The 13,390-nt window shown below is 64.1% G+C and carries 12 protein-coding genes; 5 read left to right on the top strand and 7 right to left on the bottom strand.

The annotated features are described in order from the left end of the window. Positions 1-15 precede the first annotated feature (15 nt). The 4 genes from ACFELO_RS08175 to ACFELO_RS08190 are packed head-to-tail and all read right to left on the bottom strand — an operon-like array spanning position 16 to position 5,486. A complete protein-coding gene (locus tag ACFELO_RS08175; RefSeq protein ID WP_440957284.1) occupies positions 16-1,539 on the bottom strand; it encodes a Ppx/GppA phosphatase family protein in 1,524 nt (507 codons plus the stop codon). Then, complete coding sequence (locus ACFELO_RS08180) at positions 1,539-3,731, bottom strand: RNA degradosome polyphosphate kinase (RefSeq protein WP_440957285.1); 2,193 nt, start codon at positions 3,729-3,731, stop codon at positions 1,539-1,541. Before ACFELO_RS08180 ends, ACFELO_RS08175 begins: the two co-directional genes overlap by 1 nt. 34 nt (positions 3,732-3,765) lie before the next feature. Beyond that, positions 3,766-4,434 (bottom strand): hypothetical protein, encoded by a 669-nt coding sequence (locus ACFELO_RS08185; RefSeq protein WP_440957286.1) that lies wholly within the window; start codon positions 4,432-4,434, stop codon positions 3,766-3,768. Further along, positions 4,434-5,486: a DUF2066 domain-containing protein gene (locus tag ACFELO_RS08190; protein WP_440957287.1), complete on the bottom strand. Its 1,053-nt coding sequence runs from the start codon at positions 5,484-5,486 to the stop codon at positions 4,434-4,436. The genes ACFELO_RS08185 and ACFELO_RS08190 overlap by 1 nt, the downstream gene beginning before the upstream one ends. 147 nt (positions 5,487-5,633) lie before the next feature. Here ACFELO_RS08190 and purM point away from each other — a divergent pair, with 147 nt between their 5' ends. From purM to arfB, 4 genes are read left to right on the top strand one after another with little or no spacing between them, the layout of a single operon-like run. Continuing rightward, the gene (gene purM, locus ACFELO_RS08195) at positions 5,634-6,671 is read left to right on the top strand and encodes a phosphoribosylformylglycinamidine cyclo-ligase (RefSeq protein WP_440957288.1); all 1,038 of its coding nucleotides are present in this window, start codon (positions 5,634-5,636) and stop codon (positions 6,669-6,671) included. A 2-nt stretch (positions 6,672-6,673) separates the two neighbouring features. Next, positions 6,674-7,330: a phosphoribosylglycinamide formyltransferase gene (purN, locus tag ACFELO_RS08200; RefSeq protein WP_440957289.1), complete on the top strand. Its 657-nt coding sequence runs from the start codon at positions 6,674-6,676 to the stop codon at positions 7,328-7,330. Positions 7,331-7,365: 35 nt separating this feature from the next. Then, entirely contained in the window at positions 7,366-8,682 is a 1,317-nt protein-coding gene (locus ACFELO_RS08205) for an MFS transporter (protein ID WP_440957290.1), read from the top strand. A gap of 1 nt (position 8,683) precedes the next feature. Beyond that, entirely contained in the window at positions 8,684-9,097 is a 414-nt protein-coding gene (gene arfB, locus ACFELO_RS08210) for an alternative ribosome rescue aminoacyl-tRNA hydrolase ArfB (protein ID WP_440957291.1), read from the top strand. Here arfB and ACFELO_RS08215 read toward each other — a convergent pair. Then, on the bottom strand, positions 9,094-10,323 hold the full coding sequence (locus ACFELO_RS08215) for a winged helix-turn-helix domain-containing protein (protein ID WP_440957292.1): 1,230 nt from the start codon (positions 10,321-10,323) through the stop codon (positions 9,094-9,096). The genes arfB and ACFELO_RS08215 overlap by 4 nt on opposite strands. 133 nt (positions 10,324-10,456) lie before the next feature. Between ACFELO_RS08215 and ACFELO_RS08220 the strand changes: the two genes are divergently transcribed. Next, on the top strand, positions 10,457-11,914 hold the full coding sequence (locus tag ACFELO_RS08220; RefSeq protein ID WP_440957293.1) for a S41 family peptidase: 1,458 nt from the start codon (positions 10,457-10,459) through the stop codon (positions 11,912-11,914). A 63-nt stretch (positions 11,915-11,977) separates the two neighbouring features. On the opposite strand, the gene ndk is transcribed toward ACFELO_RS08220, so the two are convergent. Then, complete coding sequence (gene ndk / locus ACFELO_RS08225; protein WP_009800610.1) at positions 11,978-12,400, bottom strand: nucleoside-diphosphate kinase; 423 nt, start codon at positions 12,398-12,400, stop codon at positions 11,978-11,980. 110 nt (positions 12,401-12,510) lie between these two features. After that, positions 12,511-13,275, bottom strand: coding sequence for a DUF2268 domain-containing putative Zn-dependent protease (locus tag ACFELO_RS08230; protein WP_440957294.1), 765 nt, complete (start codon positions 13,273-13,275; stop codon positions 12,511-12,513). Positions 13,276-13,390: the final 115 nt, after the last annotated feature.

The raw sequence follows: 13,390 nt of genomic DNA on the forward strand, positions 1-13,390 counted from the left end.
CGACAGGCGCGCGCCCTAGACTTCAGGCGCCGCTTTGAGCTCCATCGCCGCACAGAATTGCTCGAACCGCCGCAGCGCCCGCTCCACGATCAGATCGCTTGCATCCGCTGCAGGCGTGATCACGAGCGCATCTTCTGTCCGCGTCAAGACAAAGGAGGACAGAAGCTGCCCGGTGCGCCCCGACAAGGCCGCACCGAACCGCATGCCGAGCCCCAGCTTCAAGGCCGCCGTCCGCTGGGCGTCATCCAGAAGATGGGTGGAGACGCAATCCTCTCCCCGTGACGCCTTGCCCTCATAGCGGTGGTGCAAGGTCAGCGCGAGGAAGGCGCGTTCAGCATGGCTCAAACCGCCGATCGGCGCATAAAGCACCTGGGTGAAGGCCAGATCGCCGCGATGATCGGGATGAAGCCGCGCGCCGATATCGCTCAACCGCGCCGCGGCCGCCCGCAGACGCTTGTCCTGCGCCTCGCCAAAAACCGGGATATCGCCTGTGAAGGCAGGCTCCAGCCAGTCCGCCAGCGCCGGGCCGAAGCCCGGCTCGGGCGAAGCGGACAGCGCCATGATCTCGGCGCCGCTAATCAAGGGATCGCCCTCCTCGACCAGGGAAGGATCGCTGACGCACACCACCCCTTCGCGCAGGCCATAGGCGGAGAAGACGACGCGCTTGAAACCGCCCGCTTTCATGATCCGCTCGAGCAGCAGGGCGGCGTAAGGCAGGGTCGCCGCGCGCTTGGACGACACGCCCGGCACCGACGCCAGCGAGCTTTCGCTCTGGCTCATCGCGAACTGGGCGGTCTTCCGCACCTGATCTAGACTCATCTCGTATTCGTGCAAAAGGCGCAGCGGATAATTGCGCATGCTCATGGAAAGGTTGGCGAAAGAGCGCCAGGCCCCGCCCACGGCATAAAACGTCTCGCCGGTCTGTTTGAGCACATCCGAGGCGCGCTCGAGCTGTGAATCCACATGATCGCGCAGATCTTCGGCCTTCGTCCCTGCTGCGTTCACCGCCAGCGGGCCCAGCGGCAAGGTCAACGCGCCTTGCGTCGACCGGCGATCAAGCCCGGTCAGCTCAAGGCTCGACCCGCCCAGATCGCCCGCCACGCCCCAGGCGTCGCCAACGCCGGCCAGAACGCCCAGGGCGGAATAGCGCCCCTCTTCCTCGCCACTGAGGACATCGATCACAAGGCCGGTTTCCTGACGCACGCGCTCGACGAAGTCCGGACCGTCCTCGCACTCGCGCACGGCCGCGGTGGCCACGGCGCCGCGCGTGGTCACGCCCTTGGCGTCCAGCAAGCGCGTGAACCTCTTCAGCGTACGCAGCGCGGCTTCCACGCCTTCAGGATTGAGTCGGCCGGTTTCAGCGGCGCCCTTGCCCAGCCCGGCCATGGTCTTTTCGTTGAAGACCGGCAGCAGGACCCGGCCCTTGACCCGGAACTGGACCAGTCGGACCGAGTTGGAACCCACATCGATCACCGCCACATCGCGGCCTTTCAGGCGGGGCTCCGCACTGCCGAACCCGAAAATGTCACGCACGCCCATCAGTCGCGCGGGCCCACATGGGGAAAGGCCGGCGGCTGGTCCTGCTTGAGCGCTTCGCCGCGACCGGACAGGGACGGATTGGTCATGAAATAGGCGTGCGCGGAGAACGGATCGTCCACGCCTTCGGTATCAAAGCGGGTATAGGAGCCATCTGCGTTCATGTACCAGCTCTGGGTCTCGTCATTGAGGTTGGCGACCATGATCTGATCAAGCACCTGACGATGAACGGTCGGGTTCTCGATCGGACACAGGGTCTCGATCCGGCGATCGAGATTGCGCGGCATCCAGTCTGCGGAGGAAATGTAAACCTCAGCCTGCGGACCGGGCATGGGCGCGCCATTGGCGAAGCAGGCGATGCGTGAGTGCTCCAGAAACCGTCCGACAATCGATTTGACGCGGATATTCTCTGACAGGCCCGGCACGCCCGGTTTCAGGCAGCAGATGCCGCGCATGATCAGCTCGACCCGCACCCCGGCCTGGCTGGCTTCATAGAGCTTGTCGATGACGCGCGGATGCACCAGAGAGTTCATCTTCGCCCACACGCCCGCAGGCTTGCCCGCCTTGGCGTTTTCGATCTCGCGGTCGATCTTCTCGCAAATGAATTCGAGCATGCTGATCGGGCTGATCACCAGTTTTTCAAGCGTCTGGGGACGCGCATAGCCGGTGACATAGTTGAAGATGCGACCCGCATCGCGGCCAAAAGCCGGATCGGCGGTGAACAGCGACAGATCGGTATAGATGCGCGCGGTGATCGGGTGATAATTGCCGGTGCCGAAATGGGCGTAGGTGCGCAACTCAGAGCCTTCACGACGCACCACCAGCGATATCTTGGCGTGGGTCTTGTACTCGATGAAGCCATAGACAACCTGCACGCCCGCGCGCTCGAGATCGCGCGCCCAGCGCAGATTGGCCTCTTCATCAAAGCGCGCTTTCAATTCCACCAGCGCGGTGACGTTCTTGCCCGCTTCCGCCGCCTCGATCAGGGCTGCGATGATGGGGGAATCCTTTGAGGTCCGGTATAGCGTCTGCTTGATGGTGATGACGTCCGGGTCCCGCGCCGCCTGACGCAGGAACTCCACCACCACGTCAAAGCTTTCATAGGGGTGGTGAACCACCAGATCCTTGGCGCGCACCGCTGCGAACACATCCCCGCCATGATCCTTGATGCGTTCGGGGAAGCGCGGCTCATAGGGCTCGAACTTCAGCTCGGGACGTTCATCGGGGATCATCTGGCCCAGCTGCGCCATGCCCAGAAGCCCGTCCACCAGCTGCACGTCCTGTTTCTCCGCATGCAGCTGCTGGGTGATGAACCGGCGCAGCTCTTCAGGCATGCCCGCCTCGATCTTCAGGCGCACGAGGACCCCGCGACGGCGTTGCTTGAGCAGCGCCTCGAACTCGCGCACCAGATCCTCGGCCTCTTCCTCGATCTCGATATCGCTGTCGCGAATGATGCGGAATGCGCCCTTGCCCACCAGATCAAAGCCGGGGAAGAGCGCATCCATGAACAGGATCAGGATGGTTTCGAGCGCGATGAAGCGTTTGACCGGCCGCCCCTGTTCATCCACCCGGTCGGTCGGGATCTCGATGAAGCGCTTCACGCCTGCCGGCATGGGCAGGAGCGCATTCATGATCCGCCCGTCGCGCTGGCGCTTGAGCTTGAGCATCAGGGCGAAGCCCAGATTGGGGATGAAGGGAAACGGGTGCGCAGGGTCGATCGCCAGCGGCGTGATCACCGGCAGGGTGTGCGCCAGAAAATCATCGCGCAGCCATTCGCGTTCCTTGGCGGTCAGCGTCTCCTGCTCAACCAGCTCCACGCCCTCCGCCGCCAAAAGGTCCTGCAGCTCGCGCCAGGTCTCCTGCTGAGCTGTCATCAGGGCGGTGGCCGCCTCGTTGATCTGGTCAAGTTGCTGGGCGGGCGAACATCCGTCCATGCCGGGACGGTCCATGCCGTTGCGCACCTGGGCGCGCAGGCCCGCCACGCGGACCATGTAGAACTCATCCAGATTGCTCGCCGAGATCGACAGGAAGCGCAGGCGCTCCAGCACCGGATGGCGCGGATTGCGCGCTTCCTCAATGACCCGCCAGTTGAACTGCAGCCAGGACAGCTCCCGGTTCAGGAACCGATCCGGAGACGCCATCAGAGCCTCCACATCAGTCGGGGATCCGGAGGATGAAGGCGATGCGTCGGTCATCACGGGGCTCCAAACAGGCGAAGGGCGCGTTGCGTCAACTGGATAGGACTGACAATGCCTCGCGCGCAAGGGTGCGAGTAACCGGTCCCTTGCGGGCCAGCGCCTCACGATCGAGCCAGGCTGTCAGTCGCCTCGCGTAATCAACCGAACGCTCCATGCGATCAAGCAGATATTCAAGAACTCCTGGTGACAACGGCGTGCGCTTGTCCCGGAAGAGCTTTTCCATGACCTGTCTGAGCAACGCGTCATCGGGTTCATGCAGCACCGCCGTCTCTGTCGCAATCAGGCGCGAGGCGAGATCCGGCAGGCTGACCGGCCATTCCGCAGGCGCCTTGCCAGCGGTCATCAGAACGGTCACGCCCGCATCACCCGCAGCCCGGTTCAAAAGGTGAAAGAGCGCGTCTTCATCCACGCCCCTGTCACAGTCTTCAACCAGCACCGCTGCGCCCCGCCCTACGGCCTTCAGCCCCTTGGACAGGGTCGCGGGCTCAAGACGCATGGCGCGGGTTCGCGCGGTCCACATATGGGAAAGATGGGTCTTGCCGCTGCCCGCGGGCCCGACCAGCAGGAGATGCCCCTGACGCCAGCGCGGCCAACGATTGACCAGCGCCAGCGCGGCGGCGTTCGCTTCACTGACGGCAAAGGCTTCCGCCCGATAATCGGGCTCCAGCACCAGATCGAGCGCGAGTTGTCCTGGCTTCATTAGCGGCTGCGTACCGTCCACCCGAGCGTTTCTTCCTCAGCCAGCACTGCGCCACGGGCGCGCAGTTCGGCCATGACCTGTTCACGCGCGCCGCGATGGGTGATCGTCATCGCTGCGCCAGTGCGCGAGACGGCGTCGAGCCGCGCATTCTGAATCAGGGACGCGCCCGTCACCGCCTGCTGCAGCTCACGCCATTCGGCGAGATTGTCAAAAAGGATGCTCACATCCAGCTCGGCCACGCTCATGTCACGCACCACGCTGGCGCGCTTCCACGCTTGCTCGCGCGGCTCGAGAATGGCGCGGGCCGCCGCGGCATAGCCGCCCGCAACGTTCACACGATCAACGGTTTCGCGTTGCAGGACGCCGTCCGCGTCAAAGCTGACAAGAACGCCCGCTGCGCGCGTATTGCCCGCATCCTGTCGCGCCACCAGCACCATGACCTGATCGTGCCCCGTGGTTTCCATGACCATCTGCAAGGCAGCGGGATCAAGCGCGACGACCTGATCCAGCATCACCGTATCGGACGGGACGACCTCGACCGGGGTCAGGGCGTGTTCAAAACCGCCATGCAGCCAGGCTTCATGCCAGTCCCCGCCCAGCACGCGTTCGCCGCTTGAGCGTTCGGTCACGGGAATCACCGCCACGGTCGCAGCCTGCGCTTCCACGAAAGGCACGCCCAGCCCGGTCAGATAGCGGCGCACGGCGCGCGGGTCGAAATCAAGGCTCAGAACACCACGATAGCGCGTGGCCGAGCGTTGCTCGTCAGAGATTTGCAAACCCGCGAGCAGGCTCGCGGCGTCATCAGCCGAGACGACCGGCAATCCTGATTCCATGCGGTCTTCAGGCAGCGTCAATCGCTCGATCAGCTCGATCGCGCCCTGGGTCTGACCCTGCTGCAAGGCGGCGCGCTGCGCTTCGGTCGCATTGTCTGCGCGCGCATCAATGGCGACGCCATCCACAGTGAAGGGGCTGTCCGCCAGAGCGGAAGCCGTCATGGCTCCTGCCGCCAATCCCGCCAAAGCCCATTGCATCGCCTGCCTGATCGCTTGCATGGTCATCCCCTAATGCGCCAGTTCGACGGCGACTATACGCGCTTGGGCGCTGCGGTGAACCCTGTTGCGGCGCCCCGCCCCCTCGCGCTTTTGGCAATTGCGCGCTATGCACGCGAAAACCTGACGACTTGGCCAAGGGAGCCGCCCGTGTCCCAATCCGACGCGACCAACAAATCCGGACTGACCTACGCTGAAGCCGGCGTGAGCATTGATGCAGGCGACGCGCTGGTCCAGGCGATCAAGCCGCTGGCGAAATCCACCGCCCGTCCTGGCGCCGATACCGGGCTGGGCGGCTTTGGCGGCGCCTTTGATCTCAAGGCCGCCGGCTTCAAAGATCCGGTGCTGGTGTCCGGCACTGATGGCGTGGGCACCAAGCTCAAGCTCGCCATCAGCTCCGGCATCGTGAACACGGTCGGCATCGACCTTGTGGCCATGTGCGTGAACGACATTCTGGCCCAGGGCGCCGAGCCGCTGTTCTTCCTCGATTACTTCGCCACCGGCAAACTCGATCCCCAGCGCGGCGCGTCCGTGGTCGAGGGCATCGCTGAAGGCTGCCGTCAGTCCGGCTGCGCGCTGATCGGCGGCGAAACCGCAGAAATGCCGGGTATGTATACAGGCGAGGATTTTGACCTTGCGGGCTTTGTCGTCGGCGCCGCCGAGCGCGGCGCGCTTCTGCCCCGCCATGATCTGATGAAAGAGGGTGACGCCCTGATCGGCCTCGCCTCCTCCGGTCCGCACTCGAACGGCTATTCCCTGATCCGCCGGATCATTGATCATGCCGGTCTCGACTTTGACAGCGACGCGCCTTTCGCGCCCGGCAAGAAGCTGGCGGAAGCCCTGCTCGAGCCGACCCGCATCTATGTCAAAGCGCTGATGCCGCTGATCCGCGAAGGCCGCATCAAGGGTCTGGCGCACATCACCGGCGGCGGCATCACCGAGAACACGCCGCGCATGCTGCCCGATCACCTGACCTTCGAGGTGGACTATGACAGCTTCGAGCGTCCCGCCGTGTTCAAATGGCTGGCCGAAGCTGGCAATGTGGCCGAGAGCGAAATGCGCCGGACCTTCAACTGCGGCGTGGGCATGATCCTCGCTGTCGAGGCCTCCGAGGCGCAATCGATTTGCGAGGCGTTAAACGCAGCGGGTGAAACCGCGAGCGTGATTGGCGTTTTGAAGGCGAGCTAAGAATGGCGAAAACCAAAGTCGGCGTTTTGATCTCCGGTCGGGGATCGAACCTTCAGGCCTTGCTCGACGCGGCCCAGAACGAGGATTACCCGGCCGAGATCGTTCTCGTCCTGTCCAACAAGGCGGGCGCGCAGGGTCTTGAGCGTGCGCGCAAGGTCGATGTGCCCACAGGCTTCATCGACCACACCCTCTTTGAAGACCGCGAGGACTTCGAGAAGGAGCTGGACGCCAAACTGCGTGAAGCGGGCGTTCAGATCGTCTGCCTCGCCGGTTTCATGCGCATCCTGACGCCCTGGTTCGTCGAGAAATGGCGCGACCGGCTGATCAACATCCATCCCTCTCTCCTGCCCGCCTTCAAGGGCGTGCACACCCATGAGCGGGCGCTGGAACAGGGCGTGCGCGTGCATGGCTGCAGCGTTCACTTTGTCCGCGCAGAAATGGATGACGGCCCGATCATCGGTCAGGCGGTTGTCCCGGTCATGGCCGGCGATACGCCTGACACCCTGTCCGCTCGGGTTCTCGAAGCCGAGCACAAGCTCTACCCCGCCTGTCTGAAGCTGGTGGCCGAGGGCAAGGCGCGCGTGTCGGCGGAATGCGTGCGCATCGCCGAAGGCAGCGAGCCGGATGCAGAGACTGTTCTGATCAATCCATCGGTCTAGCTCAGTCTCACGGTTGACGTGAGAGGTCAGTATCCATGAGCGAGACGCCTGCTGACACGGTTTCCGAGACCGTCTATTCCGCGCTTTACGACGATGACGAAGCGCGGGTCTGCAAGGATGTCCCTGAAAGCGCGTGCCAGCACCAGCCGCGCAACTGGGTGTTCTCCACCCTCTCACTCAGCCTGACCAAGACCGGCGATGCGCTGGTTGATCCCAAGCTCACGCTCACCTGGCTCTTGGGCGCGATCGGCGCCCCGGCCTTTCTGGTGGGTCTCCTGGCGCCCGTGCGAGAAGCCGGCGCCCTCCTGCCCCAGCTCTTTATCGCCGCAGCCATTCGCCAGCGCGAGAAACGCAAATATGTCTGGGCGTTGGGCTCGCTCGGCCAAGCGCTGGCGCTTGTGATCATGGGCGTCATCGCTCTGACGCTCGACGGCGCCCTCGCCGGCTGGCTGCTGATTGGCATGGTCGCCGCCTTCGCCGTATCGCGCTCGCTCTGCTCGGTCAGCCACAAGGATGTGCTCGGAAAGACCGTCTCCAAAACCCGCCGCGGAGCCGTCAGCGGGTACGCCACCACGGTGTCAGGGCTGGTCGCAGTCATATTCGGGGGCCTCCTGGTCATTTCTCCCGACACCGGCGCGCCGGTCATCGCCGGCCTTTTGTTTCTCGGCGCAACGCTATGGGTGATCGCCGCCCTCGTTTACCTCCAGCTCGCTGAAGCGCCCGGCTCGACCGAGGGCGGCGCGAACGCGTTTCCCGAGGCGATCAAGCAAGTCCGCCTTCTGTGGACCGACCTCGATTTTGCCAAGTTCGTCGCCGCGCGCACATTGATGATCGCCACCTCCATCGCACCGCCCTTCCTCGTCTCCGCTGCGCAGGAACGAACAGGCGCAGAGCTGGCCGGTCTGGGCGGCTTTCTGTTGGCCTCCGCCGGGGCGGGCTTTGTCAGCGGTTGGGCCTGGGGACGACTCGCAGATCGCTCCAGCCGCTGGGTGCTGGCCGCAGGCGGCCTCGCGGGCGCGGTCGCATGTCTCGCCAGCGGGGCGAGCCTGTTGATGCAGGCACCCTGGGCCGAGCTGATGCTGTTTCACGCGGCGATCCTGTTCATCCTCGCCTTCGGCCATCAGGGCGTTCGGCTGGGCCGCTCCACCTATCTGGTGGATCTCGCCGATGAGGACACGCGCGCCAGCTACACCGCCGTGTCCAACACGGTGATCGGGGTGCTTTTGCTGGTCTATGGCCTTGTCATGGGGGGGCTCTATCAACTCGCCGGTCCGTGGGTCATGATTGGCCTCGCCCTGTCCGCGCTTGCGGGCGCCGGGCTCGCCGTCTCGCTCAAACCCGTCTCAGGCTGACATGCGCATCAATGACGATCTCATCGTGGATGAAAGCCTGATCACCGAGCGGTTTGTGCGCTCGTCAGGTCCCGGCGGCCAGCATGTGAACAAGACTGAGAGCGCCGTGCAGCTGCGCTTTGACGTCAGCGCGAGCAATCTGCCCGACGCCATCAAGCAGCGCCTCAAGCGCATCGCCGGTTCGCGGATGACCCAGGACGGCGTGCTGATTCTGCATGTGGAGGATCACCGCTCTCAGGACCGCAACCGCGCCGAGGCCCGCACCCGGCTCAAGCGCCTGATCGAACAGGCGAGCCGGAAGCCCAAGCCGCGCATCAAGTCCCGCCCGTCCTTAAGCTCGATCAAGCGCCAGAAGGACAAGAAGGCGCAGAAGAGCCAGACCAAGAGCCTGCGCCAGAAACCGCGTCTGGATTAGAGATCGCACAGCCCGCCGCCCGCTGTTTCCAGCTCACGGCATAGCGCCTGCGCACCCTGCTCGTCCCCGCTTTCACGCAACACAGCCGCCAGCCCTTTGACGGCGTCAGCGTTCAGCGGGTCCAGCGCCAGAACGCGGCGATACCACAGCTCGGCCTGTTGCGGCGCTCCGGCTTCAGCGCGCAGACGCGCCACAGCCAAACCGACCTCGGATTGCCAGGGCCGGATCGCGACCGGGTTCGCGGCATAGTCGCGCGACATGGCTTCAAAGCTGCGCGCCAGAAGGTCCGCCTGCCGCTCTGGATGGCCGGACAGGTCTTCGAGTTCCGACAGGTTGATCATCGCGCCCCAGTTTTCCGGGTCGATCACCAGCGCCCGGTCATAGGCGCGGCGCGCAGCGTCAAACTCTGATTGCGCCGCCCTGATCAGACCCAGCGCCCGCCAGGCCCGGGCATGGCCTGGATCAATCTCGGTCGCCTCTAGCGCCAGCGCTGCAGCGCGCTGTAACGCCGCCTGAGACCTTGGCGTCTCCATCTCGCCCGATTGAAGCGCCTCGGTCAGGGTGGTGCGGTTCGCCTCGCCATCCAGCCCCCACCGGATGACCCGCTGGGTCAGTGCGTTCGCCAGCCCCGCCAGCGCGGCTGCGTTCTCAGGGTCTTCAGTCAGAACCCGCTCATACAGGCGCAGGGCCGCTTCATTGTCCGAGCGAGTGTATTGGGCGTAAAAGCCGTCCGCGCGGTCAAGCAGGGCTGATGTCTCGTCCGGAGCGATCGCCACATGGGGGGCGACGGCATCGGGCTGGCGCAGGACTATGCGGGCCCCGACCAGCACCACCACCAGGGCAGCCGCTGACAGCATCAACACCGACCGGCTGACCTTTGGCGTTACGGGAGGAGCGTCTGCGCCCATGGGCTCAACCGGCATGATCAGACGATAGCCGCGCCGCGACACAGTCTGCACAAAACGCGGGGCTTTCGCGTCATCACCCAGCGCCTGTCGCAGCTTCCAGACGGTGCGTGAGAGCGCATCCTCATTGACGCTGGCGTCAGGCCAGAGGGCCGCCGCGATCTGATCCTTGGAGCGGACCTCACCCTTCGCCTCGGCCAGATAGACCAGAAGGTCCATCACTTGCGGCTCCAGCTCCACAGGGCCGGATTCACCCGTGATGCGATTGATCGCCGGTTCGACCCGGACGGGGCCCATCAGAAAGGGCGTTTCTGCGCTCATATCCGCTCAAATCCGGTAAAAGGAGGCATGGTCAGACAATCAGGAGGCCGGGGTTATGGCAATCTCGCCACCATCGGTCTTCATCCGGAAGGCGTCCGCAAGAGACGCCCGAACAACACGATGAGATTGACCCATGATACTGCGATCCCTTTTCGCCGGCTTGCTCGCCAGCGTCCTCCTCCCCGCCTGCCAGGCGCAAGACCTGATCCCGATTGAAGACGCCCTTGCGGATGCGCACGTGCTCTACACCGGTTTGCAGGAAGCGCATTATGACCTGTTCGCCGCGACGCCCAAGCCGGTTTACGACCAGTATTATCGCGAGCTTCAGAATGAGCTGGTCTCAGCACCCCGATCCCTGTCGCAGCTGCATCTCGCCTTCCAGCGTTTCGCCGCGCACGCCCATTTCGCCCATACCCGCATTGAAGGGCTCAACCCCGGCTTTTTCGAGTATCTGGCGGACGAGAACGCCGGGCTCTTCCCCCTCAGCTTTGAGGTGCGCGAGGGTGAAGTGATCATCACTCAGGCTCCGGCGGATTTCCCTGTCCGTCCCGGCGACCGGATCGTCTCGCTCAATGGCGCGGCCAATTCCGACTGGCTGACCCGGCTGACCCGGAACATTCCGGCCGAGACCGCGCCCTTCGCCTATGCCCAGATGGAAGGCAGTGAGGCGTATTTCTTCTGGCTCGAATACGGCGCGCCCGATCAGTTTACGGTCGGGATCGAAACCGCGGACGGCCAGATGCACGAGCTGGAGCTGCCCGCCATCACCTATGATGCGCTGATGAACCGCGAAGGTCTGGCGCGCCATGATCTGAGCGGTCGTGAGGCGCGGATGCTGACCGATGAGATCGCCTATCTGCGTCCCGGCCCGTTCTATGACACAGAGGCCCAGTCCGCCGAGGCGGCCTATCTGCCCGAAGCGGTGGCGGCGTTCTCAGACTTTGTCGATGCCAGCTTTGAAACCTTCATCGAGGCGGGCGCATACGCGCTGATCCTCGATCTGCGCAACAATCCGGGCGGCAGCAACGCCTTTTCCGATCTGGTGATGAGCTGGATTGCGGACCGCCCCTTCCGCTTCACCTCGGATTTCCGCATCCGGATCAGCGAACAGAGCATCGCCTCCAATCAGGCGCGGATCGATGCCGCCCAAGGCGGCGATGCGGGCATGTCGCAAACCCTGGCGGACCTTTATGACGGCGTCCCGATGGGCGAAACGGTCAGCTTCGAAATCGAGTATGTCCATCCGCGCGCCGGCCAGCGCTTTGAAGGCCGGGTCTATGCGCTTGTGAACCGGCAGAGCTATTCCAATGCGGTGGTCATGGGCGCGACCATTCAGGATTACGGCTTTGGCGACGTGATCGGCGAGGCCACCACCGATATGGCCACCACCTATGGCGCGATGGAGCAGTTCACCCTGCCCCGCACCGGGCTCGTTGTCGGCTATCCCAAAGCCCTGATCATCCGCCCCAGCGGCGATGAACGCGCCGCCCCGCTGACCCCGGATGTGCGCCTGCCCGCGCCCCAACCGGGCGATGAAGGCGACAGCGTGCTCGACGCCGCCATCGCTCATGTGGAACGCGCCTTGCGCTAGGCGCAAAGAAAAACCCCGGCGGATCGCTCCGCCGGGGTTTTGTTCAGCTCTGCCTGCAGCAGATTAGCCGACGATCTCGTCTTCAGAGAAGAAGAACGGGATTTCCTGAGCGGCGGTTTCCGGAGCGTCGGAACCGTGCACTGAGTTGGCTTCGATGGATTCAGCGAACTCTTTGCGGATGGTGCCCGGCTCAGCGTTTTCCGGGTTGGTGGCGCCCATGACGTCGCGGTATTTCGCGATGGCGTCTTCACCTTCAAGAACCTGCACGACCACCGGGCCGGAGATCATGAAGCTCACCAGATCGCCAAAGAACGGACGCTCTTTGTGCACGGCGTAGAAGCCTTCAGCCTGCTCTTTGCTCAGACGGATGCGCTTCTGGGCGATGATGCGCAGGCCGGCTTCCTCGATCTTGGCGTTGATGGCGCCGGTGAGGTTACGCGCAGTCGCGTCGGGTTTGATGATGGAGAAGGTGCGCTGGATCGCCATGAGTGATCGTCCCTGACTGGCCCCTCAGTCATTGAGGGGTGAATGGATTTGCCGCGGCTTATAGCCATGACAAACCACGATGGGAACCCGTGAGCGCCATTGGCGCTGAACTAGTTCGCGCCTGCGTCCTCAAAACCCGCCATGCGCCAGATTTCATCCGGGCTCCGGGCGCTGATCTCGACAATGCCCAGCCCTGAATGGGCCATGGCTTGACGCACCAGCTCCGCGCCAGTGCGATAGCCGATCGCTTCACGGCCATCAGGGTGGGCGAACATCCACTGGCCGTAGTCCGCATGATACGGCAGGGCGCGGATTTCCTCGGCCCAGGCATTGAAGGTCTCAGCGTCCAGCGGCGCATAGGCCGTCTCGCGCCCCTCATAATGCTCGGCATAGATCTCGGCGAGGCCTTCATTGGCCGCCGCAATGGCGATGCCGTAGCCGAACTGGTTGTCCTCGATGGTCCAGCCGCGCGCCAGATGGTGCATCTCATGTAGCCCGGTGCGCATCAGGCCCGCATGCGCCGCCGCTTCCAGACCGCCCGGATAGGTCGCCGATATTTCAAGGATCAGCACGCCCGGGCGTTGCGCCCGGCCCGTCACACCGCCCAGCGCATCCACGCCCGGACGCTCGATCGGGTGAATCTCCACCGTCACGGCATCCGTCAGATGCGGAAAGTCCGCCTTCGTCGTCTGGTAGGCCGCATCAAGGACCTGCGTGATCGCCGCGCGCTCTGATGCGGTGAAATCGTGCGTCTCACTGGCCTCGAATGCGACCGTGACTGCCGATTGGGCGTTGGAGACCTGCTGACTGGCGAGCGCGACCGTCGTCGATCCCGTCGCGCCCAGCACAAGGGCGAGCGTAAGTGTTCTGAACATGACCAACCTGTTTGTTTTATGGTTATGCCCTCTGCCTAAGCCCTGCTCATTTGGCTCTGGGTTACCAAAAGCTGACAAATCGGAAAGCTGTCCAGACGTCGCCCTCCGCGCAATC

It is taken from the genome of Oceanicaulis sp. LC35 (genome assembly GCF_052055585.1).
Taxonomy (GTDB): domain Bacteria; phylum Pseudomonadota; class Alphaproteobacteria; order Caulobacterales; family Maricaulaceae; genus Oceanicaulis.

Bases quoted from the DNA above. Each gene is read 5' to 3' on its own strand.
- purN (WP_440957289.1), top strand. From the start codon at position 6,674: ATGGCGAAAACCAAAGTCGGCGTTTTGATCTCCGGTCGGGGATCGAAC.
- ACFELO_RS08190 (WP_440957287.1), bottom strand. From the start codon at position 5,486: ATGCAAGCGATCAGGCAGGCGATGCAATGGGCTTTGGCGGGATTGGCG.
- arfB (WP_440957291.1), top strand. From the start codon at position 8,684: ATGCGCATCAATGACGATCTCATCGTGGATGAAAGCCTGATCACCGAG.
- ACFELO_RS08180 (WP_440957285.1), bottom strand. From the start codon at position 3,731: ATGACCGACGCATCGCCTTCATCCTCCGGATCCCCGACTGATGTGGAG.
- ACFELO_RS08230 (WP_440957294.1), bottom strand. From the start codon at position 13,275: ATGTTCAGAACACTTACGCTCGCCCTTGTGCTGGGCGCGACGGGATCG.
- ACFELO_RS08220 (WP_440957293.1), top strand. From the start codon at position 10,457: ATGATACTGCGATCCCTTTTCGCCGGCTTGCTCGCCAGCGTCCTCCTC.
- ndk (WP_009800610.1), bottom strand. From the start codon at position 12,400: ATGGCGATCCAGCGCACCTTCTCCATCATCAAACCCGACGCGACTGCG.
- ACFELO_RS08175 (WP_440957284.1), bottom strand. From the start codon at position 1,539: ATGGGCGTGCGTGACATTTTCGGGTTCGGCAGTGCGGAGCCCCGCCTG.
- ACFELO_RS08205 (WP_440957290.1), top strand. From the start codon at position 7,366: ATGAGCGAGACGCCTGCTGACACGGTTTCCGAGACCGTCTATTCCGCG.
- ACFELO_RS08185 (WP_440957286.1), bottom strand. From the start codon at position 4,434: ATGAAGCCAGGACAACTCGCGCTCGATCTGGTGCTGGAGCCCGATTAT.
- ACFELO_RS08215 (WP_440957292.1), bottom strand. From the start codon at position 10,323: ATGAGCGCAGAAACGCCCTTTCTGATGGGCCCCGTCCGGGTCGAACCG.